Below are 26,606 nucleotides of genomic sequence, written 5' to 3' on the forward strand. Positions count from 1 at the left end.
CCTATCCAACCTCGACCCTAGGTGGCCCTCAACCCGCAATGCGGCTGAAGTCCGCCAGGACGGACGCCTGGTTGCGCAGCACCCCGAGCAGGTTGAGCCGGTTGGTGCGCACGGCTCCATCGTCGGCCATCACCAACACGCTTTGCTCACCATCAAAGAAGGCCTCCAGAGTCGGCCGGCTGGCCGCAAGGGCCCGGGCGAGGGCGGCATGGCGTCCGATGCTCTCACTGGACGCGATCGGTTGCAACTGTTCCAGGACCTCGAGCATGGCCGCCTCACTGGGGGTCTCGAACAGGCCGGGATCGACCACCGCTGCCGGGCTGAGCACGGTGCCGTCGAGGTTGCCCTTCTCCGCCAGGCGGGCAGCGCGGGTGACCACGGTTTGCACCCCGGCCAGCTCACCGCTGGCCCGCAGCTCGGCCAGCAGATCGGCGCGCTGGCGGGCATCGAATGGGTCGCGAAGGATGCGCTCCAGGGCCATGCCCTCGCCAGCCACCGCCTGCACCAGATCGACATCCAGGCCCTGTTCTTCCAGCAGGCTGGCCAGCCGCTGGCGTAGAAACTCGCCCAGCTCGGCAGCAAGCGCTGGCGCCTCCACCGCAAAGTGCGGCAGCAACTGGGCCCAATGGGCCGTGCAGCGTTGCAGTAAAGCCTGCAGATCGAGGGTCCAACCCCGCTCCCAGAGAATCTGCAGAAGGCCATTGCCCGCGCGGCGCAGGGCATAGGGATCGGAGGAGCCGCTGGGTCGCTCACCCTTGGCATAAATGCTGAGCAGGAGTTCCAGCCGTTCGGCCAGCGCCACCACCGCCCCGGCATCCGAACGGGGCAGGGTGTCACCGGCTCCGCGGGGCAGGTAGTGCTCCAGCACGGCCAGCCCCACTTCCGTTGGTTCGCCCTCCGCTACCAGATATTTGCCACCCATAGCCCCCTGCAGTTCGGGGAACTCGCCCACCATCTGGCTGACCAGGTCGTGCTTGCACAGGTGAGCGGCCCGGCGGGCATGGTCGCCACAGCTGGCGGGGAGGCCCAGTTGCTTCAGCAACACATCGGTGCACCATTCCAGGCGCTCCGTGCGATCCAGCAGCGAACCCAGTCCTTCCGCGAATGTGACACGCGCCAGCTGATCTCGGCGATCGATGCTGGCGATGGCCCGGTCAGCCCGGACAAAGAACTCCGCATCGGCGAGCCTGGCCTTGAGTACCCGCTCATTGCCTCGCGCCACCGTGGCTGCCGCCTCAGGCAAGGCGTTGCTGATACACAGAAAGCGGGGAAGGAGGCTATCCCTGGCGTTCAGGGCCAGGGGATCCAGCGCGTGCCCCTGGCGAACCAGGGGCACGTAGCGCTGATGGACCCGCATCACCGTGCTGAGCACCTCGGCGGGCAACTCCAGATAGGCGGCATCGAAGTTGCCCTCCAGCAGGGACGGTGATTCGACAAGGTCAATGAGTTCTTCAAACAGGGCTTCCGGGAGGTCAGCGTCAGCGCCGTGGACTGCAGCCGCAGCGTCTACGGCTGCGCGGATCAGACTGCCGCGACGCTGACGATCCACCTCCACACCAGCGGCAGCCAGGTCGGCGACGTAACTGTCGGCACTGGCGATCGCGACCTTGGCACCCACCAGGCGATGGCCCCGGCTGAGGGTGCCCGCCGCCACCAGCGGGTCGCTGCCAGGCAGGGTCACGGTCAGGGGCGTGGCATCCAGCAGGGCCACCAGCCAGCGCACCGGCCTGGAGAAGCGGATCTCCCCCTCGCCCCAGCGCATGAAGCGACGCCCCTGGAGCGCTTCGATCCATTGCGGAATCTGGCCCGCCAGCACCTCCGCTGCGGGTCGCCCAACCTCGCGGCAGCGGGCAAATACAAACGGTCCTTTTGGGGTGTCGCGGATCTCCAGAGCTTCAGCGGCCACGCCACAGCGTTTGGCAAACCCCAGGGCCGCTGGCGTGGGCTTGCCTTCCTTCCAGGCCTGGGCTTTGGGAGGGCCCTTGCGATCTTCCTCCAGATCCGGCCGGCGCTCCGGCAGCCCGGCCACCGTGACCACCAAGCGGCGCGGCGTGCTGGTGCAACGGATTGCATCAAAGCGAAGCCTCAACCCGTCGAGATCCTTCCGCACCAGTTGCTCCAACTGGGGCAAGGCCAGCCGGGCAAAGTCGGCGGGAAGTTCCTCAGTGCCGATTTCGAGCAAAAAGGTCGACACGGGTGGCAGGCGAGACAGCGCGACTGTATTGAACGCTGTTCGCTAACTTCGGTGTCGTGCCGAGCCTTGAGTCAGGACCCGATGCCCCAAGTCATGCACGGCTCCGATGCCAAGGCCTCTTCTGACAAGGCCCCATCAAAATTTGAACAGCTCAAGGCCGGTAGCGGTCACCTGAAGGAACCGCTGCTCACCGAACTTGGCAACGACGCCCCGAACTTCACGGACAGCGCCGTCCAGATCCTGAAGTTCCACGGCAGTTACCAACAGGACAACCGCGAACATCGCGTCAAAGGCCAGGACAAGGACTGGCAGATGATGTTGCGCCTGCGCAACCCGGGTGGGCGGGTTCCGGCGCCGCTTTATCTCGCTATTGACGAGCTCTCTGATCGCCTGGGTAACGGCACCCTGCGGGCCACCACCCGCCAAGCCTTCCAGATGCACGGCGTCCGCAAGGACAACCTCAAGGAGGTGATCGGCACGATCGTGCGTCATCTCGGCTCCACCCTGGCCGCCTGCGGTGACATCAACCGCAATGTGATGGCACCGGCGGCACCGTTTGAGAAGGGCGGCTACCCGGCGGCACGCCAACTGGCCGACGAGATTGCCGACCTGCTCGCCCCCCAGGCTGCGGAAGGCTCTTACCTCGATCTCTGGGTGGATGGTGAGCTCAGCTACCGGATCAAGCCCAGCGCTGCCGTCACCAAAGTGAAGGCACGTCAGCACGACGGACGTGTGTTCAGCGGCGACGCCGCTGAACCCCTCTATGGCGACACCTATCTGCCGCGCAAGTTCAAGGTGGCTGTCACCGTGCCCGGCGATAACTCGGTGGACCTGCTCACCCAGGACATCGGCCTGGTGCTGTTCTGCGATGCCCAGGGCCAGCCCCAGGGCTGCAACGTGTACGTGGGCGGTGGCATGGGCCGCACCCACAACAAAGAGGAAACGTTCGCCCGCACGGCCGACCCGCTGGGCTATGTGGCCGCCGAACACGTGCTGGATCTGCTCCAGTCGATCGTGGCGCTGCAACGCGACCATGGCGACCGGGAGCAGCGCCGCCATGCGCGCATGAAATACCTGATCCACGACCGTGGTGTCGCCTGGTTCCGCCAGGAGCTGCAGGCCCGTTACTTCGCCCATCCGATCAAGGGCATGCGGCTGGAGCCCAAGGCCAAGCTCGAGGATTACCTCGGCTGGCACCGCCAAAGCCGTGGCTTGTGGTTTGTCGGCCTTCCTGTGCTCTGTGGCCGCCTCTCCGGCACCGTCAAGAGCGGCCTGCGCCGGATCATCGACACCTACAAGCTCGAGGTGCGCCTCACCCCCAACCAAGACCTGCTGCTCTGCAACATCGGTGTGGCCCAGCGCTCCAGCGTGCGCGATGAGCTGGCGGCTCTCGGCTTTGAATCGCCCGAGAGTCCCGCCCCCTTGGCGCGCCATGCCCTGGCCTGCCCGGCGCTGCCCCTTTGCGGCCTGGCGGTGACAGAAGCCGAGCGCATCCTGCCCGAGGTGCTGGAGCGGCTCGAGGCGCTGATGCAACGGCTCGGCATCACCAAATCGGTCTTGGTGCGCATGACCGGCTGCCCCAACGGCTGCGCCCGCCCCTACATGGCCGAGATCGGCCTGGTGGGGAGCGGCGTCGATCAATACCAACTCTGGCTGGGTGGAACCCCCAACCTCAGCCGCCTGGCGGAGCCCTATCTCGAGAAGATGCCCCTGGAGGCCCTGGAAGCCACGCTTGAGCCCCTGCTGCAGGCCTGGCAGAGCGCCGGAGGGCGCCGCAGCCTCGGTGATTTCGTGGTCAAGAGTGGCCGCCACCCCGTGCAGCAGTGGCTCAGCGCGAGGGCTGGGTGATCAGGCCCCTGCTCGCCGTGGCCCTGGGTTCGGCGCTGCTTACCCCAGTGGCCTTGAGCCAGGGCCGCCACCAACCGGAACCGCCCCCTCCAGGCCCACCGTCTACGACCCCGATCGCACCACCTGCGATGCGGAGCGCATTCGAACGGCGTTTCAGCAACAGTTGCAGCCCTATGCCGACCAGAGCCCAGCCGTGCTCGCCCGCCTGCGGCAGTTGCTGACCGCCCAGCAGGCTGATCAGCTGGCCAGGGCGCTGGCGGCCTCGCCAATCCGGCCATAACAGGCCTGCCCTTCGCTACGGCGCCAGGCCCAGAGTTGATCGCCCCAGCTGAAGTGCCACCACTCGTTGGGATGCTGCACGAAGCCTGCTCCGGCCATCACCCGGGCTAAGCGTTGGCGACGCCCATGCCAGAGGGCCTCAGCACCGTTGGGATCCGCCAGGGCTGCCTCCGCGTAGAACTCCGGCTCCGATACAGGGCCAATCGCATCGATCTCGCCCCCCATCTCCAGCGGCATCCCTGAGACATCCGCCAGGGTGAGGTCGACAGCCGCCCCGGTGCTGTGGGGGGGCGGTGTCGCCGGATTGTTACTCGGCGGGGCCCAGAAGCGCCCCACCTCGGTGATCACGCGGTCGCGCGCAGGGGAGGGCTGATCGGGATTGACACCAGCACGGGCGCACTCCTGCAGCACGGCATGGCGCACCATGAAGCGCTGCACGGCCAGGGGCCGCCAGGCATCAAAAATCGCCAGGCGGCACTGGGGCTGGGCCTGCCGGAGGGCGTGCTCGGCCTGGAGTAGCCGCTCCACCACACTGCTGCGCAGCTGGAAAGGATTCCCGTGGGCCCCATAGGGCGCTCCGAGGCTGACGTAGGGATGGGGCTGCAGCCGCCACAACTGCGGCGGCAGCCCCACCAGTGGCTCCCCGGCCTCCACGATCGGAATCGGACTCCAGGGTCGCAGGGCCATAACAGGAAGGGAAGGGGTTGATCAGTTGAGCCGGGCCGCCTGATCCATCTGGCGGCGACGCTGCTCTGCCAGGGCCTGGGCGAGCCCAGGATGCTGCTGCAGATCGGGGTCGGTGGCGGTGATCTGCCTGGCCAGGTCGCGGGCCTCTTCGAGCACCGCACCGTCTTCGGTGAGGCTGGCCAAGGCCAGATCGGGCAGGCCACTCTGGCGGGTGCCGAGCACCTGTCCAGGCCCCCGCAGCCGCAGGTCCATCTCGGCGATCTCGAAACCATCACTGGAGCGCACCAGCACCTCCAGCCGCTGCCGGGCCAGCACGTTGCTGCTGTCGTTGATCAACAGGCAATGGGATGCAGCAGCTCCCCGGCCGACGCGGCCGCGCAACTGGTGCAGCTGGGCCAAGCCGAAGCGCTCGGCGTGTTCGATCACCATCACGCTCGCCTCGGGTACATCCACACCCACCTCCACCACCGTGGTGCTGACCAGCACCTGACATTCACCGCGGGCAAACGCGCCAATGGCGGCCTGCTTGTCGGCGCTGTTAAGCCGTCCGTGCAGCAGACCCACGCTGAGCTCGGGAAATTCCTCCTCACTCAGTTGCCGGTGCACCTCCACGGCGGAGCGCAGCTCGAGTTTCTCCGAGTCCTCCACCAGAGGCAGCACCACGTAGGCCCGCTGGCCCAGGGCTACCTGCTCGCGGATCAGGCCATAGGCCTGCTGGCGCTGGCTGCCCTTGATCAGGTGGGTGCGGATGGGCTGGCGGCCTGGCGGCAGCTCATCAATCTGGCTGACATCCAGATCGCCATGCAGCGAGAGCGCCAGCGTGCGCGGGATCGGGGTAGCCGTCATCGTGAGCAGGTGGGGCTGCAGGCCCTTGGCCAGCAGGCGGTTGCGCTGGCGAACCCCGAAGCGGTGCTGCTCATCCACCACGACCAGACCCAGGCGATCAAACTGCACCGGGTCTTCAAGCAGGGCGTGGGTGCCCACCAGCAGCTGCAGCTGGCCATTGGCGAGGTCCTGGAGCAACTGCCGGCGCCTCGGGGCCGGCGTGGAGCCGGTGAGCAGCGCCGAGGTGACGTGCAGCTGGGGCAGCCATTCCGCCAGCTTGCGGTAGTGCTGTTCCGCCAACACCTCGGTGGGCGCCATCAACGCCCCCTGGCAGCCGGCTTCGATGGCGGTGAGCAGGGAGGCCAGGGCGACGACGGTTTTGCCGCTACCCACATCCCCCTGCACCAGCCGAGCCATCGGCTGGTGGCGAGCCAGATCGGCGCGGATTTCTGCCAGCACCCGCTCCTGGGCGCCGGTGAGCGCGAAGGGCAGGATTGCCAGGAAGCGTTGCACCAGGCCCTCACCCCCGGCGGGCAGGGCCAGGGGCGGGGCAGGGCGCTGGCTGAGCTGGCGCCGCCGCTGGGCCAGGCCCAGTTGCAGCAGCAGAAACTCATCGAACACCAGCCGGCGGCGGCTGGCCTGGAGTTGCTCCTGGCTGGCCGGCGCGTGGATCTGGGTGAGTGCCTCGGAGCGGGTGATCAGCCCCTGGCTGCGGCGCAGGCCTTCGGGCAAAGGATCGGGCCAGCGGCGCAGCACCGGCAGCACCGCCTCCACCACCTGACGCAAGCGGTCGGCCCCCAGGCCTTCGGTGAGCCCATACACCGGCAGCAGGCGACCGATCGTTTCGGAGCGCACCGGCGCCTGGGGCGAGTCCAGCACCTCCATCAGCGGGTCCTGGAATGCCGGGCCATAGGGGGTTTCTTTGACCAGGCCACTCACTGCCACCGTGGCGCCCACTGGAAACAGACGTTGTTGGGATTTCAGCCAACCTGGGCTGGAGAAACGCTGGCCGGCAAAGAACCGGCTGACCCGAATCCGCCCGGTGCAGTCGACCAGATGCAATTCCAGGATCGAGAGATTGGGGTTGCGCGGGCTGGCAAAGGCGTGACTGCGGCGCACCGTGGCGACAATGGTGGCCGTGCGCCCCGGCTCCAAGCCACTGATCCGCACGAGGTTGGCGTAGTCGAGGTAGTCGCGGGGGTAGTAGTGCACGAGGTCGCGCACCACCCAGAGCCCAAGCTGGGCCAGCCGTGCCGCCGTTTTGGGGCCGACGCCGCGGACCTCCGAGAGCGGCGTGTCGGCCGTGAAGTCCGCCGCGCCTGCGCTGGGCGTGGTTCCGGGTGCACTGGACACCAGGCGCAGCTGCGGTGGGGCCACCGCCAACACCGGGCGCTGAGCCTGGCGCAAGGCATGCAGGCGCTCGCGGCACTGCCGCACCAGCGACTGGCGCCGTGCCAGCGAGAGTTGGCTGTAGGTGTCGAAGCCCGCCTTCAGCTCAAGGATCCGCTGCAGTGGCTCGTCCGGGAGATCAGCAGGTCGCTCCCGCAGCTGCTGAATCACAAAAGCACTGAAGCGGCTATGGCGGCCCTTGAGATCAATGAAGCCACGATCCGCCTCCACCTGCAGCGCCTGCTGCAGGGTGCGCAGCCAGGCCTCTAGGTCGGGGGCAGCGGGGGTGTCTGGGCTGGGTTGATGTCCTGCAGCCACAGCTGTTCCGCCTCAAGCGCCTGAACGCGCCGCTGGATGCGGCGATAGTGCTGGGCCATTCTGCGCACCTCCTGCCGGTGTTGCTGAATCCGGGTGCGGCAGGTGCGCAGTTTGGGAAGCGCCAACTCCAGATCATCCGGTCGCAGCAGCACCGTCATGGTCTCCAACCGCGCCGGGCCCGCATCGGGGCCAAACGGCAAGGGCAGCCGCAGCAGGTTGGCCGGAGCCTCCAAGGTATCCAATTGACCAGCCAACACGGCATCCAGCAGGCTCACCGGCAGCAGGGTGCGGCTGAGCCCAAGCCGCAACAGCTCCACGTTGAGGGCATGGGAAAGATTGCGCAGCCGGCGGCTGAGGGCCAGCTCAAAACCTGCGATCCAGGCCATCAGCAGGGCCGGTTCGCTCGGCAACGAGCCTCCATCCCAGGGGGTGGGAGCCCGGGGCGGGGACTGCTCGAGCCATTCACTGAAGGCTTCGGCCATGGCCTGCATGGCTGAGTCCTGCTCACCCTCCTCCCCTGGATCCGTATCGGCCGCGTCGGACGCAAGCGAAGGTGCTTGGGGCGCTGACGATATGGCAAAGCTGGAGGTGGGAAGAAAGTCAGCTCCGATCGGCAATGCCAATCCGAGATGCACCGAACCGTGCGGCGGCTGGTCCGATTCGTCCGCATCGGCCAAAGACTCGCTGGGTTCGCCCTGCTCAAGGGCCTCCAGCAGACGGCTGCGCCGCCGCTGACGCTGACGATGCTGTTCCCGCGCCATCTGGGACGCCAGGTGGGCCAGATGTTCCACCGTGAGCAGGCTGGTGGCCCGCTGAACCAGGCTGCGGAGACGCCGATGCAACACCTGCCGCTGGGAAGCATCCAGCTCGAGGTAGCGATCGGGATAGGCCTGAGTCGCCAAATGAAAGCAGGCCTGTTGAACGGTGTTCAACAGGCCATCACGCAGCACCTGGAGGTAGAGGGCCAGGTGCCGATACAGCTGCGGGTTGGAGGCCGACAGCTGGGTTTCCAGATCCGTGAGCTGCTGGCGGGCAGCCTCCAGCACCGTCACAGGGGGGGCGCTCAGGCTGGCTGGGTCATGGCCGCCACTTCCGCGGCGAAGTCGGCCTTCTCCACCTCGATGCCTTCACCCAGGGTGAACCGGGTGAAGCGGCGCACCTGAATGTTTTCGCCCACTTTGCCGCCCACCTGCTTGACCATCTCGGCCACGGTGACAGAGCTGTCCTTGATGAAGGGCTGGTCCAGCAGGGCCAGCTCCTTGAGTCGCTTGCCGATACGGCCTTCGACGATCTTGACCTTCATCTGGTCGGGCTTGCCGGCCAGGTCGTCACGACCCATCTCAATGGACTTCTCGCGCTCGGCCACCTCGGCAGGGATCTGATCCACGCTGACGTATTCGACCCCAGGGCAGGCCGCGATCTGCATGGCCACGTTGCGGAGCAACTCCTGGAAGCCCTCGCCGCGGGCGACGAAGTCGGTTTCGCAGTTGACCTCCACCAGTACGCCCACGCGGGCACCGGTGTGGATGTAGCTGCCGATGGCTCCTTCAGCAGCGGTGCGGCCGGCCTTTTTCTCGGCGGTGGCAATGCCCTTCTGGCGCAGCCACTCGGTGGCCTTGGTGGCGTCGCCGTCGCACTCCGACAGCGCCTTCTTGCAGTCCATCATCCCTGCGCCGGTCTTGTCGCGCAGTTCTTTAACCAGCTTTGCCGAAATCTCAGCCATGGAGGGTATGGGGTACAGAATTCAGAGAGAAATGGGCAGGGGCGAAATCAGCCTTCGTCGTCACGGCCCTGGTCCTGGGCACCGTGGCGGCCTTCGTTGATGGCGTCCGCCAGGCGTCCGAGCACCAGTTGCACCGAGCGCACAGCGTCGTCGTTGCAGGGGATGGGCACGTCGCAGAGGTCGGGATCGCAGTTGGTGTCGAGCATCGACACCAGGGGGATATCGAGCTTGCGGGCCTCGAGCACGGCGTTGGTTTCACGGCGCTGGTCCACCAGCACCACCACGTCGGGCAGCCGACGCATGTTCTTGAGACCGCCGAGATACTTCTGCAGGCGCTCCAGCTCGCGGCGCAGCACTGCAGCTTCCTTCTTGGGACGCATGGCAATGGCGCCGGAGCTCTCCATGCGCTCAAGATCCTTGAGCCGGTCGATGCGGGCGCGCATCGTGGTCCAGTTGGTGAGCATGCCGCCTAGCCAGCGCTGGTTGACGTAGGAGGCTCCACAGCGGGTGGCTTCCAGGGCAATCACCTCGGAGGCCTGCTTTTTGGTGCCAACAAACAGAAAGCGCTTGCCGCTGCGCGCGGCACTGCGGGTCCACTTGTAGGCGTTGTTCATGCAGACGGCGGTCTGCACGAGATCAATGATGTGAACGCCGTTGCGCGCGCAATAGATGTAGCGCGACATCTTGGGATTCCAGCGGCGCGTTTGGTGCCCAAAGTGGGCACCCGCCTCCATCATTTCGGCGAGTGTGACAACAGCCATGGTTTGGTTGGGGGTTTCGGGTTTGCCTCCACCTGCCAGGGATCTCGAGCCGCCCAGCCAGCCAAGAGGGGCCGGTGGGGTGAAGCGCTCAGATCACCCGAAACACGCAGGTGTGCGGGGTGAATGGAACCCCAGTACCCTATCAAACGGGCCTGCAGGCCTGGCTTGTGGCCGCAAGGGCCCGGGCTTCGGCATACAGAGCGCGTACCCCCAGACGGTTCAGGGGCAGCCGCAACAGCTCCATCGCCAGACCGGGGTGGCCGCAACGGATCAACCAAGCCAGCAGGGGGCGCAGGCTGCGCTCATTGAGCAGGCCCCCCAGGGTGAGTAGCTCCCAGAGCAGCCGGTGCAACCAGGTGTACTGAATGATGAATCGCACCCGCCGGGTGGGGTGCTTCAAATAGAACACCAATCCCATTTTGGCCCGCTCCCGCTCGACCCGGATCAGGTCGGGGATCCGCTCCAGCCGCAGAGCCGGGTGCCAGTGATAACCAACCGCCTCAGGGCAGCGCACCAGCGCAACACTCAGACGCCGCAACCGCTCCCCCAGCTCCAGATCCTCCCAGCCATACAGGCGGAAGCGCGTGTCGAAAAGGCCGGCTTGCTCCAGCAAGGTGCGATCGATCGCCACATTGCCGGTGGCGAAATAGGCAAACGACACGTCCTGCAACTTGTGGGGCTCGCTGGTGGGAGTGTCGAAGTTGGCGGTATTGATCACCGCGCCATAGGTGAAACAGCGGCGATCGCCCCGCCTCGTCCAGTGCTGCTCCAGGGCCTGAGCGTGACAGCGCAGAAAACTGGGGGTGACCACCAGGTCGCTGTCGATGAAAACAATCACCTCACCCTGGGCCTGCTGCACCCCTCGGTTGCGCCCTTCAGCAGGACCACCGTGTTCCTGCTGGATCAGCCGGACATGGGGCAATTCGGCCGCATGCCCCCGCAGCCAGGCCACCGTGTCATCGGTGGAGCCGTCGTCAACAAGCACCACCTCGTAGCCGGAGATCGGCGCAGCTAGCTCCTGGGCCTCCAGGGCCCGCAGGCACTTCTGCAGGATCGGCAGGCGGTTGTAGGTGGGGATGACGACGCTGAGGAACATCGGAACCGCCGGGAGAGATTGAGCCGAGTGGTCGTGAACAGCAAAAAGGGGACCCCGCAGGATCCCCCCAGCAACGCGTCAAAGCGCTGATCAGTCTGCAGCGCCGCCGTTGTTGGCCGTGCCGGTCACACCGTTGCCAGCCCCTTCACCACGGCCGTCGTTGCGCAGCTTGCGCTTCTTGAACTTGCGCGCATAGGCGCGGTTGCGCTCCTGTTTTTCTTTCTTGAGATTCCTGCGCTTGGCCATGCGTACGGCAACGGGGAGAGATGCGAATCCTCACCCTACTCAATGGGCCTGGCCCCCTGGCAGAGCTGGCCATCCTCCATCTGCACCAGCCGGTCGGCCACATCGAGAATGCGGGGATCGTGAGTCACCATCAGCACACCGCAGCCCTGTTCCCGCGCCAGGCCTTTGAGCAGATCCACCACCTCCCGTCCGCTGCGGGAATCGAGGGCCGCGGTGGGTTCATCGGCCAACAGCAACTGGGGCCGGGCCGCCAAAGCTCGGGCAATCGCCACCCGCTGCTTCTGGCCGCCCGAGAGATCGTGGGGCAATTTGTTCAGGTGATCGCCAAGCCCCACCGCGCGCAACCATTCGCGAGCGCGATCGCGGCGGGCCCGATAACCCAATCCCGGCAGCAGGTCGGCACCCATTTGCACGTTCTGCTCGGCGCTCAGGCAGCGCAGCAGGTTGTGACCTTGAAAAATCATGCCGATCCGGCGACGCAGACGCTGGCGGGAGGCTCGCCCCGCGCCGTGTAGCTCTTCTCCAAACACCCGCACCGAGCCCTGCTGCACCTGGCGCAGGGCTCCCACCAGGGTGAGCAGGGTTGTTTTGCCGCATCCGGAGGGGCCCGTGAGCAGCACCACCTCACCGGGAGCAATGGCGAGATCCACCGACTGCAACACCTGCCGTTGCATCGAGCCGGCCCCATACCAGTGGCTCAACCCGGCCACCTGCACCACGGTGCCCGATGCAGCAGGCCCACTCTCCAGACGATCCAGATCCATCAGAAGATTTCCGCCGGATCGGCGTCGGCGAGCCGGCGCATCGCCAGGGCCGCCGAGCCCATGCACATCACCAGGATCATGGTGAACACGGTCAGGGCCCGGGTCGTGTTCATCGTCACCGGCAGCTGGGTGGCGTTGCGCACCAACCAATAGAGGCCCTGGCCGGCTGCGTAGGCCGGCAGGTAGCCGAAGGTGGCGAGCAGCAGGCCTTCACGGGCCACCACCCCAAGCAGGCTGGGCAGGCGATAGCCCATCGCCATCAACGTGGCGTATTCCGGCAGGTGATCACTCACGTCGGAATAGAGGATCTGATACACGATCACGCAGCCCACCACGAATCCCATCGCAGCGCCCAGCGTGAAGATGAAGCCAATCGAGGTGCTGGTGCGCCAATAGTTCTGCTCGAAGGCGATGAAGCCCTCCTTGGTGAGGACGGTGACATCGGCTGGCAAGCGCTGCCTGAGCCGCTCCACCACCGCAGCCGGATCGGAGCCCGGCTGCAGCCGGATCAGCCCCACCTCGATGCTGCCCGGAGGAGTGTTGGGCAGCAGCTTCAGATAGGTCTCGTGGCTGGTGAGCAGGTTGCCGTCGGCCCCGAAGGACGTGCCCAGACCCACGAGCCCCGCCACTCGCACCCGCTGGCCGCCGATTTCGCTTTCCACCGTGCGGCCGCTGCGAAACCACTCCGCCACCGGACCGAACTCGGGCCTGGAGCGCTCGTCGAACAGCACGCGACCCCGGTCTTGGAGCAGCTTGGCCTTGGGCGCCAAGGAGGGATCGGTGAACAGGGGATCACCCGGTTCAAACCCGAGGGTGAGGATCGAACGGGTGCCGCGGGTTTCCGGGTTGCGCCAGAGCAGCAGATTCCAGTGCACCGGCGTGATCCCCTCCACAGCGGGGTCGGCCATGGCCTGCACGAGCCGACGCCTGGGAAACCCTGCCATGCTCACCGAGCTGCTGGAGCGCGGGCTGATCAGCACCAGGTCGGCGTCAAAGAGCCGATGGATCGTGACGCTGGCGTCGAACAGCCCGTCGCGAAAGCCCAGCTGCATGAACATCAAAATGCCGGCAAAGGCGATGCCGGCCAGGGCCACCAGCAGGCGCACCGGCTGCCGCGTCAGCAACAGCCAGGCCAGCGGAATGCGCCGGCCCTGCCAGAGGCGACCCAGCATCAGCGACCGAGCCGGGCGATCACCTTCAGGCCGGTAAGGTCGCGAACTCGCAGGCTGTCGGTGGGAGTGAGCGCCACCCGCACCTCCACCACGCGGGCATCGGCATCACCGGTGGGATCGGTGGAGAGCACCGAGCGCTGCCGCACCTGGGGGCTGATCCGAATCACCTCTCCGCTCAAGTTGCCCTTGAATCCGCCGTTCTCACTGATCAGGGAGACGGGCTGGCCCAGGCGCACCCGGTCGATGTCGCTCTCATAGACCTCCACCAGCGCTTGCATTCGGTCGCTGGCCCCGAGTTCGAGCACGCCCTTGTCGGCAGGCCGCTCGCCCACCCGCGCATGGAGTTTCAACACCGTGCCGGCGATGGGTGCCCGCAGTTGGGTGAGCAGCAACTCCGCCTTCACCTTCTCGCGCTCGGCCCAGGCCTCGGTGCGGGCCCCTTGCAGCTCGAGCAGGGCGGTTTCGCGGGTGTCGAGCTCACCACTGGGAATGGCACCGGAGCGGCTCAGCTGGCGATAGCGGCTGATGTCGCGGGTCTGCACCTGCAGCCGGGTGTCGAGGTTGCGAATCCGGGCCTCGAGCAACCGCTGCTGGGCCAGTAGGCTGGGTGCCGTATCAAAACGGGCCAGGAGTTGGCCGCTCTGCACGGTGTCGCCTTCCTCCACCAGCAACTGCGTGATGCGGGGGCTGCCACCAATGCCACTGATCGGGGCGGCCAGCAACCGCACATCTCCGGCGGGTTCGAGCCGGCCCAGAGCTGCAACGGCCTCAGGCGGGCGAGGCGACTGGGAGGCAGCTGTGGCGGGGATGGGCGTTGGATGCTGCTGGCGACTGACGGCCAGCCCCCCCAGCACCACCACCACGGCGACACCAGCCAGCCACCACAGCCGCGGCACCCGCTGAAGGGTCCGTTTCACGGAGCCGGCGGATCGTCGAACAGCAGTTCCTCGATGTAGCGGTCGGCCCAGGCGGGGTTGAAGGCCTTCTCCAGCACCCGTCGGGTCTTGTCGTTTTGTTTCTGCTGCTTGCAATACCGGAGCTGCCCCTGCCAGCGCTCAACCGTAGCCGGATGGTCTGGGTCCTGAGGCGCGGCGGCGGCGATGGCATCGCCCAACACAGCCAAAACGCTGCTCACCTCATCGACAAAAGCCTTCTCCTCCTCGGGGCTGGTGGGGCGCACAAAGCGCACAAAGGGCGAAAAGATCGATCCCCATCCGGGCAGCTCCCGCTCCTGGCTGTAGGAGGGGCGAGGCCGGGCGGTCAATGCGGCAGCAATGCCCACTGGCAGCTCCCCCAGCACCGGCGAGAGATCGACGATGGCAGCCGACACCCCGGCTGGACCCGCCACGATGTCGGCGCCAAACACCGGCAGATCGAAGCGGGGGTCGGGGAACATCACGCAGTGCAGGATCTTCAGCCCCGCGCCGAGGCGCGCCGTCTCCAGGTGCAGTTTGCGCAACCCTCGGCACTGGCGCAGCTCGTTGCGGATGAACAGGGCATCGCCATCGAGACTGCCGCTGATCGCCTCCAGCTCCGGATCCACCGCCAGGGGGGCCAGCTCGGGCAGGGTTTGCCACCACTGGCGCATCCGCTCGGCCAGGGCATCGACCAGTGGGTGGATACCGGAAGCCTGGGAGGAAGCGGGGGCGGAACTCACGGCAGGGGGTGCAGCCAGCAGAATGCAGATCCTGCCACGCATCTGAGCCTTGACCCTGGCCCCGTCCGAGACCCTGTTGCCAGGGCTGGCGTCACCCAGCGATCACCCGCTAGCCAACGGTGCCAGCGTGGTCTATCTGCCCCTGGCCGACTCCCCCCTGGTCTGCCTCGACTTCTGGTGCCGGGCCGGCAGTGTGTTTGAGGGTCCCGGGGAGAGCGGCATGGCCCACTTCCTCGAGCACATGGTGTTCAAGGGAACCGAGCGGCTGGGGCCGGGGGAATTCGACCTGCGCATCGAAGCGATGGGCGGCAACAGCAATGCCGCCACCGGCTTCGACGACGTTCACTACCACGTGTTGATTCCGCCTGAGGCCGCTGCCGACGCCCTGGATCTGCTGCTGGATCTGGTGCTGCACCCGCGGCTGGACCGCGACGCCTTTGTGATGGAGCGCCAGGTGGTGCTCGAAGAGCTGGCCCAAAGCGAAGACCAGCCCGATGAAATAGCCCTGCAGCAGTTGCTGCGGTTGGGCTGCCCTGGCCATGCCTACGGCGAACCGATCCTGGGTCAGCGGGAGCTGCTGCTGGCCCAAACGCCCGAGGCCATGGCCGGCTTCCATCAGCGTCTGTATGGCGCCAACCGCTGCGTGCTCGCCCTCAGCGGTGCCGTAGAACCCGCCGCCCTCGGCGATCGCCTGGAGCGCAGCGCCCTGGCCGACCTGCCGGCGGTGCTTGAACCCCCGAGCCGCCCTCCCCTGGCTGTACAACCCGGTGAGCACCGACTGGCTGTGCCCCGGCTTGAATCAGCCCGGTTGCTGATGCTCTGGGGGCTCCCACCCGCCGCCGATCTCCACGGAGTGATGGGTGCCGACCTGCTCACCACCGTGTTGGCCGAAGGTCGCCGCAGCCGCCTGGTGGAGCGACTGCGCGAGCAGCTCCGCATTGTGGAGAGTATCGATCTCGATCTGCATGTGATGGAGAGCGGCAGCTTTGCCCTGCTGGAGGCGATCTGCGAACCCGACGAGCTGCCGGCGGTGCGCCAGGCCATCGCTGAGGTGTGGTCGCAACTGCAGCAGGACGGGCTGCCGGATGTGGAGTGGCAGCGGGCCCAGCGGCTGGTGGCGAACGGCTATCGCTTCGGTTTGGAGGCCGCCGGTGGCGTGGCGGGGCTGATCGGCAACAACAGGCTCTGGGGGCGGCGGCACGGTCTGGCCCAGCCGCTGGAGGATATCGAGCGCTGGGATCGGCAGGAGCTGGTGCGGCGGACGCTGCCCCTGCTGGATCCAGCGGCGGCCTGCGTCCTTGAAGCGGTGCCGGCATGAGCCATTCCCCATGGCCAACAGGCACTTGGCAGAACACAACCCTGGAGGGGGGCCTGCCCCTGGTGTGGCAACGGCGGCCAGGGCCTGCGATCGTGGCCTGCCGCCTCTGGATCCGCGGCGGTAGCAGTGGGGATCGTCCAGGCGAGCGGGGAGCTGCCCAGCTGCTGGCCGGGCTTCTGACGCGAGGCTGCGGCGACTACAACGCCGAAGCCCTGGCCGATCTGGTGGAAGGTCGGGGTGCCGCCCTGCGCTGTGAGGCCACGGAGGACAGCCTGGTGCTGAGCCTCAAGTGCGCCAGCAGCGATGCCCCCGAGCTGCTGCCCCTGCTGCTGTCCATGGCTCGGCAGCCCTGGCTCAGCAGCGACCAACTCGAGCTCGAGCGCGGCCTCAACCTGCAGAGCCTGCAGCGTCAGCGGGAGGATCCCTTCCAGTTGGCCCACGACCAGCTGCGCCACCAGCTCTACGGCCAAGGGCCCTATGGGCACGACCCCCTGGGGGTGGAAGAGGAGCTGGCCGCGATCGGCCGCGAGCAGATCAGTGCTCTGGTGCCGGTGCTTGGCCAGGACGGTGCCCTGCTGGTGGCCTGTGGCGATCTGGGGGCCGAGCTGCCGGACCTGCTCAATGCCTGGCTGGCGCGCAGCCCATGGTCCACCACCACGCCCCTAGCGGGCCCAGGCCCGCAGGCGCCAGGTTGCAGCCAGCGCTTCAACAGCCTGGAGCAGGAGACCGAGCAGTTGGTGCTGATGCTGGGGGTGGCCACCGTGCCCCTGGGGGATCCCGACGGGCTGGCCCTGCGGCTGCTGCAGGCCCACCTCGGCATGGGCATGTCCAGCCGGCTGTTTGTGACGATGCGGGAGGAGCGCGGCCTGGCCTACGACGTGGGAGTGCACATGCCGGCGCGGCGCGGGGCGAGCCCCTTCATCTGGCACCTGTCCAGTTCGGCGGAACGGGCCGCCGAAGCCACCACCTCCCTGCTCGATGAATGGGCTCGCATGCTGGAGCAGCCACTCAGCGACGGCGAACTCGCCCTAGCCAAAGCCAAATACCGCGGCCAGGACGCCATGGGACGGCAGACCTGCGGCCAGATCGCTGATCGCCAGGCCCTAGTCCTCGGCCATGGTCTGGGCTGGACCTATGTGCAAGACACCCTGGACCGGGCCCAGCAGCTCGATGCCCCAGCCCTGTTGGCCGCGGCCCAACGGCGACTAACCGAGCCGGCCTTGAGCCTCTGTGGACCACCGCAGGCTCTGGCTGCCGCCGAACAGGCCTGGCAGCGCCATGCCCTCAGCCGCTGAGGACTCGCCGATCAGTCGGCGTTCTGGGGCTCCGGGGGCTGGAGCTGATCGGCCTCGATCAAAAAAGTGCCCCGCCGAAAGCGGACTGCCAGAAGGTTGCGCGCTTTCAGCGCCAGCACCTCACCCAGCTCCTCCGGATCCACGAGATCGGGGGGGCGGAGCATCGGCATGGGATCGGCCGTTTTCAGGTACTGCTGCCGTCCCTTGAGCTGCACGGCGTCGCCCACCGTAAAGAGCTGGGACTCGCGGGTCTCCTGGCTTGTGGGTTGGTCCATACCGGCAGGTGGGAGGGCAGATGGGACCGGCCTTGGTGGCACGACCCCCCAAAATGGTCGCAGACACGACGGGATCAGTTGCGGGCCCTAGCCACCTGGAGCGGCGCCATTGCCGGCCTGTTGCTGATCCTGGTGGGAGGACTGATCCAGGCCGCAGCTCCCCTGCCGGCGGCCGATGGGGGCTGGAGCCTGGCCACCCTGCCGATCACCCTGCAGGTGCCGGCGCTGCTGCTCACCGCCCTGGTTTGTGGGCCCCGCAGCGCCATGTTGGCGGCGGTGGCTTACCTCAGCCTGGGGCTGTTCCAGCTACCGGTGTTCCACGGCGGTGGTGGCGCCGCCTATCTGCTCGATCCCGGCTTCGGCTACCTGGCCGGCTTCCTTCCCGCCGCCTGGCTCACCGGCAAGCTGGCGCGCCAACCGGGCATGAACGATCTGCTCAGCCTGCTTGGCGCAGCAGTGGTGGGCCTGGCGGTGCTGCAACTCTGCGGGATCGCCAACTTGCTGCTCGGCGCCCTGGCGGGCCGCTGGGGGCCCAATCTCGGCATGCTGCTGATCAGCTACAGCGTCGCGCCCCTGCTGCCCCAGCTGTTGCTGTGCTGCGGCGTCGCCGTGGCGGCCCTGCTGTTGCGTCGGCTGCTGCTGGTGGAGCCATGAGACGGGCCCGCACCCTGGCCTATGCCACAGCCGGTGTGGTGGTGCTCTTGGACCAACTCAGCAAGGCCTGGGCCGTAGCCCAGCTGGCCCTATTTGGCACAACACCACTCTGGCCGGGTCTGCTGGATCTGCACCTCACCCGCAACACCGGCGCCGCCTTCAGCCTGTTCACGGGCCACCCTGAACTGCTCGGCCTGGTGAGTCTGCTAGTGGCCCTGGGGGTGATCGTTTGGATTCAGCGGCAGGGCGCCCTGGCTCCGGCCCGCTGGTTGGGGGTGGGGCTCGTGCTGGGCGGCGCCATCGGCAACGGGTTGGATCGCTGGCGGCTGGGCTACGTCGTCGATTTCCTGGCCCTGGTGCCGATCTCCTTCCCGGTGTTCAATTTCGCCGATGTGGCGATCAACCTGGCGGTGCTCTGCTTCGCCATCGATCTACTGGGGAGCCATGGCCAACCCCGCCCTTGAGGCCCTGCGCCGCCGCTGGCAGCGGTTTAGCCAGCCTGGCCAGGCCCAGCTGCGCATTCACCAGCCGGGCCAGGCCTCGCGCTTGCTGCCCCTGCATCCGGGCGCATACGGCATCGGCCGCGACAGCGACTGCCAGATCAGCATCGACCACCAGGCGGTCAGTCGGCGCCATGCCCTGCTCGAACGGTGCGGCCCCCACTGGCTGCTGAGTGACCAGAACTCCACCAATGGCCTGTGGTGGCAAGGCCGCCGCGTGCGGCAGCTGTTGCTGCGCGACGGCGACAGCCTCCGCTTTGGCCCCAGTCAGGAAGCGGGCCTGCCCGAACTGGACTTTCAGATCCGACCACTACCTCAGCTTCAGCGGTTGCTGCGAGGCGTCAGCTGGGCGCTGGCGGGCATGGCTACTGGAGGGCTTGGTCTTCTGGCCCTCTCCGTCGTGCAAGCCCCGATCCGCGGCAGCCTGGCCACGGTGCGCGGTCCGCTGGTGCTCTACGACCGCCAGGGCAAGCCCATCACCACGGCCGATGCTCTCGAGCACCGGGAGCGCCAGGCCCTGCGCGACTATCCGGCGGTGCTCATCGATGCGCTGCTGGCGAGTGAGGACAGCCGCTTCTGGTGGCATCCGGGCGTCGACCCGGTGGGCACGGCGAGGGCCCTGGTGACCAACGTGCTCGGAGGCCGGGTGCTGGAGGGCGGAAGCACCCTCACCCAGCAACTGGCCCGCAGCCTGTATCCCGATCAGGTGGGCCAGGGGGAAACCCTGGGCCGCAAGTGGCGGGAGCTGCTCGTAGCCCTGCAGCTGGAAGCCCGCTTCAGCAAGCGCGACCTGCTGCTGAGCTATCTCAACCGGGTGTATCTCGGCGTGGGCTGGGGCTTCGAAGATGCCTCTCGCCACTACTTCGGCAAGCCCGCCAGCCAACTGCAACGCGAGGAAGCGGCCCTGCTGGTGGGGCTGTTGCCCTCCCCCAACGGCTACGACCCCTGTTTTGATCCCCAGGCAGCCCTGGAGGCCCGCAACGCCGTGCTCAGCAAGATGGGGGAAACCGGGCGCCTCACCGCCGACCAGGCCCGCAGTGGGCGCCGCAGCCCCATCCGTTTGTCACCCCAGGCCTGCCGCAGCAGCCCAGCCCAGCGCGGCGTGCCCTTCTACTCCGACCAGGTGCGCCGCGACCTCGATCAGCTGGTAGGCCGAGATGTGGCCGCCGAGGGCAACTTTCTAATTGACACCCACCTGGATCGTTCCCTGCAGGAGCAGGTGGAGCGGCTGTTGCGCCAGAGGCTGCAGAGCAGTGCTGGCCTGAGGGTGAGCGAGGGCGCCGTGGTGGTGCTCGATGCCCGCAGCGGCGGCATCCTGGCCATTGCCGGGGGCCGGGATTACCGCCAGAGCCAGTTCAACCGGGCCTCCATGGCCCTGCGCCAGCCGGGGAGCACCTTCAAGTTGATCCCCTATCTGGTGGCCCTGGAACGGGGTCTGCGCCCCGAGGATAGGATCAGCTGCGCTCCCTTCCGCTGGCGCGGTCAGAGCTTCGCCAGCGGTTGCAGCGGCTCCCTGAGTTTGGTCTCAGCCTTCGCGATCAGCAGCAACACCTCAGCCCTGCGGTTAGCCCAGCGGGTGGGCCTCGACGCGCTGGTGCAGAAGGCCCGCGATCTAGGCATCACCAGCCCGCTGGCCGCCGTGCCGGGTCTCGCCCTCGGCCAGAGCGAGGTGACCCTGCTGGAGCTCACCGCCGCCTACGCCGCCATCGCCAACGACGGCATCTGGCATGCCCCCACCACCATCCGGCGCCTCACCGATGCAGAGGCCTGCAGCGGCCAAACGTCCAGTCAATGCCGTCAGACCACAACTGCCGGTGGGGGTTCGGGGACTGGCCAGGCCCCTGCTCAGCCGGGCCGCCAGGTCATCACCCTGGCCACGGCCCAGGCGATGCAGCAGATGTTGCGGGCCGTGGTGCAGCGGGGAACCGGTCAGATGGCGAGTCTGGGGGGCCAGGAGGGCGGCAAGACCGGCACCACCAACGAGAGCCGCGATCTGCTGTTTGTGGGCTATGAGCCCCAGCGCAACTGGGTGGTGGGCATCTGGCTGGGCAACGACGACAACAGCCCCACCCGCGCCAGCAGCGCCCTCGCCGCCAGTCTGTGGGGTGAGATTCTGCGCGCCTCCCGAACCTGATGCCTGGGTTTGATCGATGAAAACCCGCACCCGCCTGTGGTTGATCGCTGGTCTGGCCCTGCTGGCCCTGATCGCGGTGGGTGTGGTGCTGCAGGCGATCAACACCCTTTACCTGCAACTGAGTTGGTATCTGCCGTACTGGATCGTCCAGCCGGTGTTTTTTGTGGTCTTCGCTGGCCTGGTGCTGCTGCTGGTGCAGCTGGCCTGGCCTTGGCTGCGGGCCGCCCTGGGGGGCAAGGCAGGCCCTGGCACGGCGTCGCAGCTGCCGCCTCCCGGCAACCGCCGCGAGGCCGCCGCCCAGAACCTGGCCGCCATTGATCAAACCCTCGACCGGGTGCGGGATGCAGTCGAGCGGGAAGCCCTGCGCCAGGAGCGCCAGCGCATGGCCGCCGAACTGGAGCGGGGCGACCTGGTGATCGTGCTGTTCGGCATCGGCTCCTCTGGCAAAACCTCGCTGATCCGCGCCCTGCTGCAGGAGCTGGTGGGCGAGGTGGGCGCCGCCATGGGCTCCACCACCGGCAGCCAGCGCTACCGCCTGCGCCTGCGTGGGCTGCAACGGGCCGTGTGGCTGGTGGACACACCAGGCATTCTCGAAGCCGGCGCGCAGGGGCTGGAGCGTGAACGGCTGGCCCGGGAGCAGGCCGGCAAGGCCGACCTGCTGCTGTTGGTGGTGGATGGCGATCTGCGTGCTGCCGAACTGGAGGTGTTTGAAGCCCTGGCCAGCCTCGGCAAACGCTTGATGTTGGTGCTGAACAAGTGCGACTTGCGTGGCGAACAGGAAGAAGCACGGCTGCTGCAGCTGCTGCGCCAACGCACCCGCGGCCGCATCGCCACCGAGGATGTGTTGCCGTCCAGCGCGGCTCCCCAGAGCGTGCCGATGCCGGGCGGCAGACCGCTCCAACCGCCCGCTGAAGTGGACGCGCTACTGCGCCGCATCGCGGCGGTGCTCCATGCCGATGGCGAAGAGCTGATCGCCGACAACTTGCTGCTGCAGTGCCGCCAGCTGAGCGAAGCCAGCCGCTCCCTGCTGGCCCGGCAGCGGCGCAGTGATAGCGAAGCCATCGTGGATCGCTACATGTGGATCGGCGCCGGGGTGCTGGCCGTCACGCCCCTGCCCGGGCTCGACCTGCTGGGCGCGGCGGCCGTCAATGCCCAGATGGTGGTGGAGATCGGCCGGATCTACGGCATCAGCCTCAGCCGCCAAAACGCCCAGGACCTAGCCCTGTCGGTGGGGCGCACCATGGCCGGCCTGGGCCTGGTGAAAGGTGGGGTCAGCCTGCTGAGTGCGGCCCTGAGCCTGAATCTGCCCGCCCTGGTGGTGAGCCGGGCCATTCAGGCGGTCAGTGCGGCCTGGCTGACCCGGGTGGCGGGCCTCAGTTTTGTCACCTACTTCGAGCGCGACCAGGACTGGGGCGATGGCGGTGTGCAGGAGGTGGTGCAGCAGCAGTACGACCTGAGCCGCCGCGATGGGGCGCTGAGCCGCTTTCTCGAGGCGGCGTTCAGGCGGGTGGTGGAACCGCTGCAGGCGAAGCAGCCGCGCTTGCCGCCCCGGCCTCCGGCCGAATGACGGCGCTGTCGACAAGGGCTTCCGGCGGAGGCGGCTGCAGCGGTCCCCGGCTGTCAAGCACCACGATCAGGGCCAGATACAGCACGCCGATCAGAATCGAGATCGCCCCGGTGAGGATCGCGACCCAACGTCCCCGACCAGCCTGGGATTCAGCAGAAGGGTCGGTCATGGCAGCTCGTCCAAGCTGAGCTGCACCAGCCTGGCCAGGCTGTCCAGGTGGCTGCTGCGGGTGTGGGGATTGCCGAGCACGGCCTTGAGGTGGTGGCGACCGGCGTACAAGGGTCGCGAAAGCATCAGATGCTCTTGCAGCAGCCGTTGGCGGGTGTGTTGGCTCCAGCACTCGGCAGCAGCGGCGTCCAAGCCCTGGGGTGTGAAGGCCAGCAGGTGGAAGGATCCCCCACGCAGCTGCAGGCGGCCACTGGCCTCCAGCAGGGCCGCGAGCTGGCGGCGCCGCTGAATGGCCCCATCGAGCACCGCCTCAATTCCCTCTAAACCCAACTGGCGCAGACCAAGCCAGAGCTTGAGAATCTCAGCGGGCCGAGTGCCCTGCAACCCCGTCTCCCCACCGTGGCCGTTGCCCCAACTCGGCTCCATGTAGGGCAGACCGGTGTGAAAAGCCTCAGCCAGACACTGGGGCCTGGCCAACAGCAACAGCGACGAGGTCTTGGTGATGCCCAGAAGTTTCTGGGGATTGATCGTGATGGAGTCGGCCTGCTCCAGGCCCGCCACCCGGAAGCGATGACCGGCCACCAGACCGAAGACGGCGCCAATCGCTCCATCGACGTGAAGCCACAGCTCGCGTTTCCGGCAGATCGATGCCAGGGGCAGGAGCGGATCGACGGCGCCCCGCACGGTGGTGCCCGCGGTGGCGACCACGGCGATCACCGGCGTTCCGGTTTGCGCCAGCTGATCGAGCTCCAGCTCGAGGGCCGCAGGATCCAGGCGCCCCTCATGGTCCACCGGGATCGCGTGCAAGGCAGCAGCCGGCAGGCCCATCACTGCCAACGCCTTGGCCAGGGAGACGTGGGCATCGGCACTGGCCAGCACCACCGCATCGGCCCGTGTTGCCAGACCACGGCAGCGCCGGGCCGTGACCAGAGCCATCAAGTTGGAGAGGGTGCCACCGCTCGCCGCCACGCCACCGCTGCCAGCCGGCAGGCCCAGCTGCTCCGCCAGCCAGGCCGTGAGACTGCGCTCCAGGCGCGTCAGGCTGGGGGAGAGCTCTTCAGCCAACAGGTTGTTGTTGAGCCCGGCGCAGATCAGGTCGGCCGCCACCGATGCCGCCAGCGGCGGCGGGTCGAGGTGGGCGAGGGCTCCGGGGTGGTTGGGGTTGTAGGCGCCGTCCATCACCAGCTGCAGGTCGGCCAGCAACGCAGCAGGCTCCAATCCCTCCAGGGCGGGTTCCACCCCCGGCAACACGCTCAGACCCGGCAGCGGCGAGCGCTGGGAGGCCGACCCCAGCCAGCTGCAGAGCTGGCGGGATGCCTGCTCCAGAAAGTCCTGCAGTTGCGGGTCGAGCTGCTCAGGACTGGCAAACGGCAGGGGCTGGCTCGCCCGCGGGGCAGGTGGCGCGCTTGCCAACGGGGAACGCTCGAATGACTCCATTCTCACCTGCGGAGGTGAGCTACAAGTGTGTGGTTGCTGCTGCGGCTCAGGCGTTGGAGTCCACCCAATCCCCAGACCCCCAGCCCCTGGCGCAGCACGCGCCGTTGTGGACCCATGAGCAATGGATGCAGCGCCTGCTGCGCCACAGCCAGCGGGTGGGAGCCAGCGGCGAGATTCCGGTGGCGGCGGTGGTGCTGGATGAGGCGGGGCGCTGCATTGGCTGGGGCAGCAACCGACGCGAGGCCCACGCCGATCCACTCGGCCATGCCGAGCTGGTGGCCCTGGGGCAGGCGGCACGCCTGCGGGGCGACTGGCGCTTCAACGGCTGCACCCTCCTGGTAAGCCTGGAGCCCTGCCCGATGTGCGCCGGTGCCCTGGTGCAGGCCCGCATGGGCACCGTGGTGTTTGGCGCACTGGATCCCAAGCGTGGCGCCCTGGGCAGTTGCCACAACCTTGCCACCGCAGCCAGCGCCCATCACTACATGCGGGTGATCGGCGGAGTGTTGGGGGAACCAGCTGGAGATCAGCTGGCCGCGTGGTTCAGACAGCGACGGCAGCAGGGGTTCCAGCGGGACGGAAGGCCGGCAGCTCGGTTTCGAACAGATTGAGCAGCCGATCGACGTTTACAGGCTGGCTGTTGTAGCCCATCAGACCAATGCGCCACACCTTGCCCGCCAGAGCGCCAAGACCGCCGCCCACTTCGATGCCGTGCTGGTTGAGCAGGTGGAGGGTGAAGGCCTTGCCGTCCACACCCTCCGGAATGCGCACGGTGGTGAGGGTGGGCAAGCGCAGGTGCTCGGGGGCATGGAGCTCAAGGCCGAGACGCTCCAGGCCAGCCCAGAGACGTTCGGCATTGCTGCGGTGGCGGGCCCAGGCCGAGTCCAGCCCCTCCTCGGCCAGCAGGCGCAGGGCCTCGCGCATGCCGAAGTTCATGTTCACCGGAGCGGTGTGGTGATACACCCGGTCGCTGCCCCAATACTGGTTGAGCAGGGTGACATCGAGGTACCAGTTGGGCACCTTGCCCTGGCGCGCCATCATCTTGGCTTCGGCCCGGGGCCCCATGGTGAAGGGACCGAGACCGGGAGGGCAGCTCAAGCCCTTCTGGCTGCAGCTGTAGGCCAGATCCACCTTCCAGGCATCGAGGTAGAGGGGAACGGCCCCAAGCGAGGTGACCGTGTCGAGCAAGAGCAGGCAGTCGTGCTGACGGCAGAGATCGCCGATGCCCTCCATGGGCTGGCAGATGCCGGTGGAGGTTTCGGCATGGACGATCGCCAGGATCTTGGGCCGGTGAGTGGCCACAGCCTCCTCCAGCTCGGCCAGGCTGAAGGCTTCGCCCCAGGGCTTTTCCAGCGTTACGACATTGGCCCGGTAGCGGCCGGCCATGTCGGCGAGGCGCAGACCGAAATACCCCTTGACCGCCACCAGCACGGTGTCGCCGGGCTCAATCGTGTTGGCCAGGGTGGCTTCCATCGCGGCACTGCCAGTGCCGCTCATGGGAATGGTGAGGCGGTTGTCGGTTTGCCAGGCGTAACGCAGCAGCTCCTGCACCTCACCCATCAGCTCGACGTAGAGCGGATCGAGGTGGCCGATCGGGGTGCGGGCTAGGGCCTGGAGCACCGTGGGGTGGGCATTGGACGGCCCAGGACCGAGCAGCAGGCGGTTTGGGGTGGCGATGGGACCCAGCGTGCGGCGGTGGGCGGAATTAACGGGGGGCAGCACGGGGAGGGAAACCAAAACCAAATGAACAGATCGATCGAGCCTAAGCAGCGACGAACGGCCTAGCGAGCACGCACGTTGGTGGCGCCGAGCCCACGACAGAGATGCTCGAAGGGAACCCGCACCACGTTGGTGGCGGTTACGCCGACATCGAGCAACATCTCGCACACCACATCCGCCATCAGGGCGATGCTGCGCACGGTGGGGCCGGTGGGGACGCCCAGGCTCTTGTAGGTGTCGTCCAGGCCGTTGAGCACCCGCTCGTTGAGAATCGAAGCGTCGTCGGCGATCAGGGCGTAGCTGGCGTAACGCAGGAAGTAGTCCATGTCGCGCAGGCAGGCCGAGAGCCGCCGCGTGGTGTAGGCATTGCCGCCGGGGAGGATCAACTCGGGATCCGCCAGCCAGAGGCGCTGGGCCGCTTCCCGCACGATCGCCGCCGCTTCCCGGTTGATCAGCTCCACGGCCGCCAGACGCACCTCCGACTCGGAGTAGTAGGCCGAGATCCGGTCAATCGCGTCCCGGTCCAGATAGCGGCCGAGCTGGTCGTAACGGCCAATCAGACCAGTGATGGCATCGCGCATGG

Annotated in this window: 25 protein-coding genes; 9 read left to right on the top strand and 16 right to left on the bottom strand. The window is 67.5% G+C overall.

Annotated features, from left to right (window positions below; all coding sequences use genetic code 11):
- Nucleotides 1–28 precede the first annotated feature (28 nt).
- The gene (glyS, locus tag KBY65_RS06850) at nucleotides 29–2,194 is read right to left on the bottom strand and encodes a glycine--tRNA ligase subunit beta (RefSeq protein WP_255000968.1); all 2,166 of its coding nucleotides are present in this window, start codon (nucleotides 2,192–2,194) and stop codon (nucleotides 29–31) included.
- A 93-nt stretch (nucleotides 2,195–2,287) separates the two neighbouring features.
- Between glyS and sir the strand changes: the two genes are divergently transcribed.
- Nucleotides 2,288–4,042, top strand: a complete 1,755-nt coding sequence (gene sir / locus KBY65_RS06855; protein WP_255000969.1) for a sulfite reductase, ferredoxin dependent — start codon at nucleotides 2,288–2,290, stop codon at nucleotides 4,040–4,042.
- On the top strand, nucleotides 3,996–4,322 hold the full coding sequence (locus tag KBY65_RS06860; protein WP_255000970.1) for a hypothetical protein: 327 nt from the start codon (nucleotides 3,996–3,998) through the stop codon (nucleotides 4,320–4,322). The genes sir and KBY65_RS06860 overlap by 47 nt, the downstream gene beginning before the upstream one ends.
- On the opposite strand, the gene KBY65_RS06865 is transcribed toward KBY65_RS06860, so the two are convergent.
- The 11 genes from KBY65_RS06865 to KBY65_RS06915 all read right to left on the bottom strand — a co-directional run bounded on the left by KBY65_RS06865 (nucleotide 4,280) and on the right by KBY65_RS06915 (nucleotide 15,001).
- Nucleotides 4,280–5,008: a M15 family metallopeptidase gene (locus KBY65_RS06865; protein ID WP_255000971.1), complete on the bottom strand. Its 729-nt coding sequence runs from the start codon at nucleotides 5,006–5,008 to the stop codon at nucleotides 4,280–4,282. The two genes, KBY65_RS06860 and KBY65_RS06865, sit on opposite strands and share 43 nt — an antisense overlap.
- Nucleotides 5,009–5,029: 21 nt before the next feature.
- Nucleotides 5,030–7,540: an ATP-dependent DNA helicase RecG gene (gene recG, locus KBY65_RS06870; protein ID WP_255000973.1), complete on the bottom strand. Its 2,511-nt coding sequence runs from the start codon at nucleotides 7,538–7,540 to the stop codon at nucleotides 5,030–5,032.
- The gene (locus KBY65_RS06875) at nucleotides 7,489–8,592 is read right to left on the bottom strand and encodes a hypothetical protein (RefSeq protein WP_255000974.1); all 1,104 of its coding nucleotides are present in this window, start codon (nucleotides 8,590–8,592) and stop codon (nucleotides 7,489–7,491) included. Before KBY65_RS06875 ends, recG begins: the two co-directional genes overlap by 52 nt.
- 11 nt (nucleotides 8,593–8,603) lie before the next feature.
- Nucleotides 8,604–9,263: a translation elongation factor Ts gene (tsf, locus tag KBY65_RS06880; protein WP_255000976.1), complete on the bottom strand. Its 660-nt coding sequence runs from the start codon at nucleotides 9,261–9,263 to the stop codon at nucleotides 8,604–8,606.
- A 47-nt stretch (nucleotides 9,264–9,310) separates the two neighbouring features.
- Nucleotides 9,311–10,024 (bottom strand): 30S ribosomal protein S2, encoded by a 714-nt coding sequence (gene rpsB, locus KBY65_RS06885; protein WP_094559589.1) that lies wholly within the window; start codon nucleotides 10,022–10,024, stop codon nucleotides 9,311–9,313.
- 142 nt (nucleotides 10,025–10,166) lie between these two features.
- Nucleotides 10,167–11,120 (bottom strand): glycosyltransferase family 2 protein, encoded by a 954-nt coding sequence (locus tag KBY65_RS06890; RefSeq protein WP_255000977.1) that lies wholly within the window; start codon nucleotides 11,118–11,120, stop codon nucleotides 10,167–10,169.
- Nucleotides 11,121–11,210: 90 nt separating this feature from the next.
- Complete coding sequence (locus KBY65_RS06895) at nucleotides 11,211–11,366, bottom strand: hypothetical protein (RefSeq protein ID WP_006171625.1); 156 nt, start codon at nucleotides 11,364–11,366, stop codon at nucleotides 11,211–11,213.
- Nucleotides 11,367–11,401: 35 nt separating this feature from the next.
- Nucleotides 11,402–12,130: a DevA family ABC transporter ATP-binding protein gene (locus tag KBY65_RS06900; RefSeq protein WP_094559587.1), complete on the bottom strand. Its 729-nt coding sequence runs from the start codon at nucleotides 12,128–12,130 to the stop codon at nucleotides 11,402–11,404.
- Nucleotides 12,130–13,302, bottom strand: a complete 1,173-nt coding sequence (devC, locus tag KBY65_RS06905) for an ABC transporter permease DevC (protein ID WP_094559586.1) — start codon at nucleotides 13,300–13,302, stop codon at nucleotides 12,130–12,132. The genes KBY65_RS06900 and devC overlap by 1 nt, the downstream gene beginning before the upstream one ends.
- A complete protein-coding gene (locus KBY65_RS06910; protein ID WP_255000978.1) occupies nucleotides 13,302–14,219 on the bottom strand; it encodes an HlyD family efflux transporter periplasmic adaptor subunit in 918 nt (305 codons plus the stop codon). Before KBY65_RS06910 ends, devC begins: the two co-directional genes overlap by 1 nt.
- On the bottom strand, nucleotides 14,216–15,001 hold the full coding sequence (locus tag KBY65_RS06915; protein WP_409996007.1) for a phycocyanobilin:ferredoxin oxidoreductase: 786 nt from the start codon (nucleotides 14,999–15,001) through the stop codon (nucleotides 14,216–14,218). The genes KBY65_RS06910 and KBY65_RS06915 overlap by 4 nt, the downstream gene beginning before the upstream one ends.
- 7 nt (nucleotides 15,002–15,008) lie before the next feature.
- Here KBY65_RS06915 and KBY65_RS06920 point away from each other — a divergent pair, with 7 nt between their 5' ends.
- Together KBY65_RS06920 and KBY65_RS06925 are read left to right on the top strand one after the other, a co-directional pair.
- The gene (locus KBY65_RS06920) at nucleotides 15,009–16,277 is read left to right on the top strand and encodes a M16 family metallopeptidase (protein WP_255000979.1); all 1,269 of its coding nucleotides are present in this window, start codon (nucleotides 15,009–15,011) and stop codon (nucleotides 16,275–16,277) included.
- On the top strand, nucleotides 16,274–17,572 hold the full coding sequence (locus KBY65_RS06925; protein ID WP_255000980.1) for a M16 family metallopeptidase: 1,299 nt from the start codon (nucleotides 16,274–16,276) through the stop codon (nucleotides 17,570–17,572). Before KBY65_RS06920 ends, KBY65_RS06925 begins: the two co-directional genes overlap by 4 nt.
- Before the next feature lie 11 nt (nucleotides 17,573–17,583).
- Here the strand turns inward: KBY65_RS06925 and KBY65_RS06930 are convergent, their stop codons facing one another.
- A complete protein-coding gene (locus KBY65_RS06930; protein ID WP_255000981.1) occupies nucleotides 17,584–17,847 on the bottom strand; it encodes a DUF3148 domain-containing protein in 264 nt (87 codons plus the stop codon).
- 78 nt (nucleotides 17,848–17,925) lie between these two features.
- Here KBY65_RS06930 and KBY65_RS06935 point away from each other — a divergent pair, with 78 nt between their 5' ends.
- The 4 genes from KBY65_RS06935 to KBY65_RS06950 are packed head-to-tail and all read left to right on the top strand — an operon-like array spanning nucleotide 17,926 to nucleotide 22,702.
- Nucleotides 17,926–18,501 (top strand): biotin transporter BioY, encoded by a 576-nt coding sequence (locus KBY65_RS06935; protein WP_094559581.1) that lies wholly within the window; start codon nucleotides 17,926–17,928, stop codon nucleotides 18,499–18,501.
- The gene (lspA, locus tag KBY65_RS06940) at nucleotides 18,498–18,965 is read left to right on the top strand and encodes a signal peptidase II (RefSeq protein ID WP_254987304.1); all 468 of its coding nucleotides are present in this window, start codon (nucleotides 18,498–18,500) and stop codon (nucleotides 18,963–18,965) included. Before KBY65_RS06935 ends, lspA begins: the two co-directional genes overlap by 4 nt.
- Nucleotides 18,946–21,135, top strand: a complete 2,190-nt coding sequence (locus KBY65_RS06945; protein ID WP_255000982.1) for a transglycosylase domain-containing protein — start codon at nucleotides 18,946–18,948, stop codon at nucleotides 21,133–21,135. Before lspA ends, KBY65_RS06945 begins: the two co-directional genes overlap by 20 nt.
- Before the next feature lie 16 nt (nucleotides 21,136–21,151).
- Complete coding sequence (locus tag KBY65_RS06950; RefSeq protein WP_255000983.1) at nucleotides 21,152–22,702, top strand: YcjF family protein; 1,551 nt, start codon at nucleotides 21,152–21,154, stop codon at nucleotides 22,700–22,702.
- Nucleotides 22,703–22,867: 165 nt separating this feature from the next.
- Here the strand turns inward: KBY65_RS06950 and KBY65_RS06955 are convergent, their stop codons facing one another.
- Nucleotides 22,868–24,283 carry a pyridoxal phosphate-dependent decarboxylase family protein gene (locus KBY65_RS06955; protein WP_409996629.1) on the bottom strand — a complete coding sequence of 472 codons (1,416 nt, stop codon included), beginning with the start codon at nucleotides 24,281–24,283 and terminating at the stop codon, nucleotides 22,868–22,870.
- Between the two features lie 149 nt (nucleotides 24,284–24,432).
- Here KBY65_RS06955 and KBY65_RS06960 point away from each other — a divergent pair, with 149 nt between their 5' ends.
- On the top strand, nucleotides 24,433–24,915 hold the full coding sequence (locus KBY65_RS06960) for a nucleoside deaminase (RefSeq protein ID WP_094559575.1): 483 nt from the start codon (nucleotides 24,433–24,435) through the stop codon (nucleotides 24,913–24,915).
- Here the strand turns inward: KBY65_RS06960 and KBY65_RS06965 are convergent.
- Nucleotides 24,848–26,041, bottom strand: coding sequence for a pyridoxal-phosphate-dependent aminotransferase family protein (locus tag KBY65_RS06965; protein ID WP_255000985.1), 1,194 nt, complete (start codon nucleotides 26,039–26,041; stop codon nucleotides 24,848–24,850). The two genes, KBY65_RS06960 and KBY65_RS06965, sit on opposite strands and share 68 nt — an antisense overlap.
- A gap of 44 nt (nucleotides 26,042–26,085) precedes the next feature.
- Nucleotides 26,086–26,604 carry an allophycocyanin subunit beta gene (locus KBY65_RS06970; RefSeq protein WP_094559574.1) on the bottom strand — a complete coding sequence of 173 codons (519 nt, stop codon included), beginning with the start codon at nucleotides 26,602–26,604 and terminating at the stop codon, nucleotides 26,086–26,088.
- Nucleotides 26,605–26,606: the final 2 nt, after the last annotated feature.

The organism is Cyanobium sp. Alchichica 3B3-8F6, from assembly GCF_024346435.1.
In the GTDB taxonomy this organism is placed as follows: domain Bacteria; phylum Cyanobacteriota; class Cyanobacteriia; order PCC-6307; family Cyanobiaceae; genus Cyanobium_A.

Excerpts from the sequence above, each read along its gene's own strand:
- KBY65_RS06960 (WP_094559575.1), top strand. The coding sequence starts at position 24,433 with ATGCAGCGCCTGCTGCGCCACAGCCAGCGGGTGGGAGCCAGCGGCGAG.
- lspA (WP_254987304.1), top strand. The coding sequence starts at position 18,498 with ATGAGACGGGCCCGCACCCTGGCCTATGCCACAGCCGGTGTGGTGGTG.
- KBY65_RS06925 (WP_255000980.1), top strand. The coding sequence starts at position 16,274 with ATGAGCCATTCCCCATGGCCAACAGGCACTTGGCAGAACACAACCCTG.
- KBY65_RS06950 (WP_255000983.1), top strand. The coding sequence starts at position 21,152 with ATGAAAACCCGCACCCGCCTGTGGTTGATCGCTGGTCTGGCCCTGCTG.
- rpsB (WP_094559589.1), bottom strand. The coding sequence starts at position 10,024 with ATGGCTGTTGTCACACTCGCCGAAATGATGGAGGCGGGTGCCCACTTT.
- KBY65_RS06930 (WP_255000981.1), bottom strand. The coding sequence starts at position 17,847 with ATGGACCAACCCACAAGCCAGGAGACCCGCGAGTCCCAGCTCTTTACG.
- devC (WP_094559586.1), bottom strand. The coding sequence starts at position 13,302 with ATGCTGGGTCGCCTCTGGCAGGGCCGGCGCATTCCGCTGGCCTGGCTG.
- KBY65_RS06915 (WP_409996007.1), bottom strand. The coding sequence starts at position 15,001 with ATGCGTGGCAGGATCTGCATTCTGCTGGCTGCACCCCCTGCCGTGAGT.
- KBY65_RS06890 (WP_255000977.1), bottom strand. The coding sequence starts at position 11,120 with ATGTTCCTCAGCGTCGTCATCCCCACCTACAACCGCCTGCCGATCCTG.
- KBY65_RS06900 (WP_094559587.1), bottom strand. The coding sequence starts at position 12,130 with ATGGATCTGGATCGTCTGGAGAGTGGGCCTGCTGCATCGGGCACCGTG.
- KBY65_RS06895 (WP_006171625.1), bottom strand. The coding sequence starts at position 11,366 with ATGGCCAAGCGCAGGAATCTCAAGAAAGAAAAACAGGAGCGCAACCGC.
- KBY65_RS06945 (WP_255000982.1), top strand. The coding sequence starts at position 18,946 with ATGGCCAACCCCGCCCTTGAGGCCCTGCGCCGCCGCTGGCAGCGGTTT.
- sir (WP_255000969.1), top strand. The coding sequence starts at position 2,288 with ATGCACGGCTCCGATGCCAAGGCCTCTTCTGACAAGGCCCCATCAAAA.
- KBY65_RS06970 (WP_094559574.1), bottom strand. The coding sequence starts at position 26,604 with ATGCGCGATGCCATCACTGGTCTGATTGGCCGTTACGACCAGCTCGGC.
- tsf (WP_255000976.1), bottom strand. The coding sequence starts at position 9,263 with ATGGCTGAGATTTCGGCAAAGCTGGTTAAAGAACTGCGCGACAAGACC.
- KBY65_RS06865 (WP_255000971.1), bottom strand. The coding sequence starts at position 5,008 with ATGGCCCTGCGACCCTGGAGTCCGATTCCGATCGTGGAGGCCGGGGAG.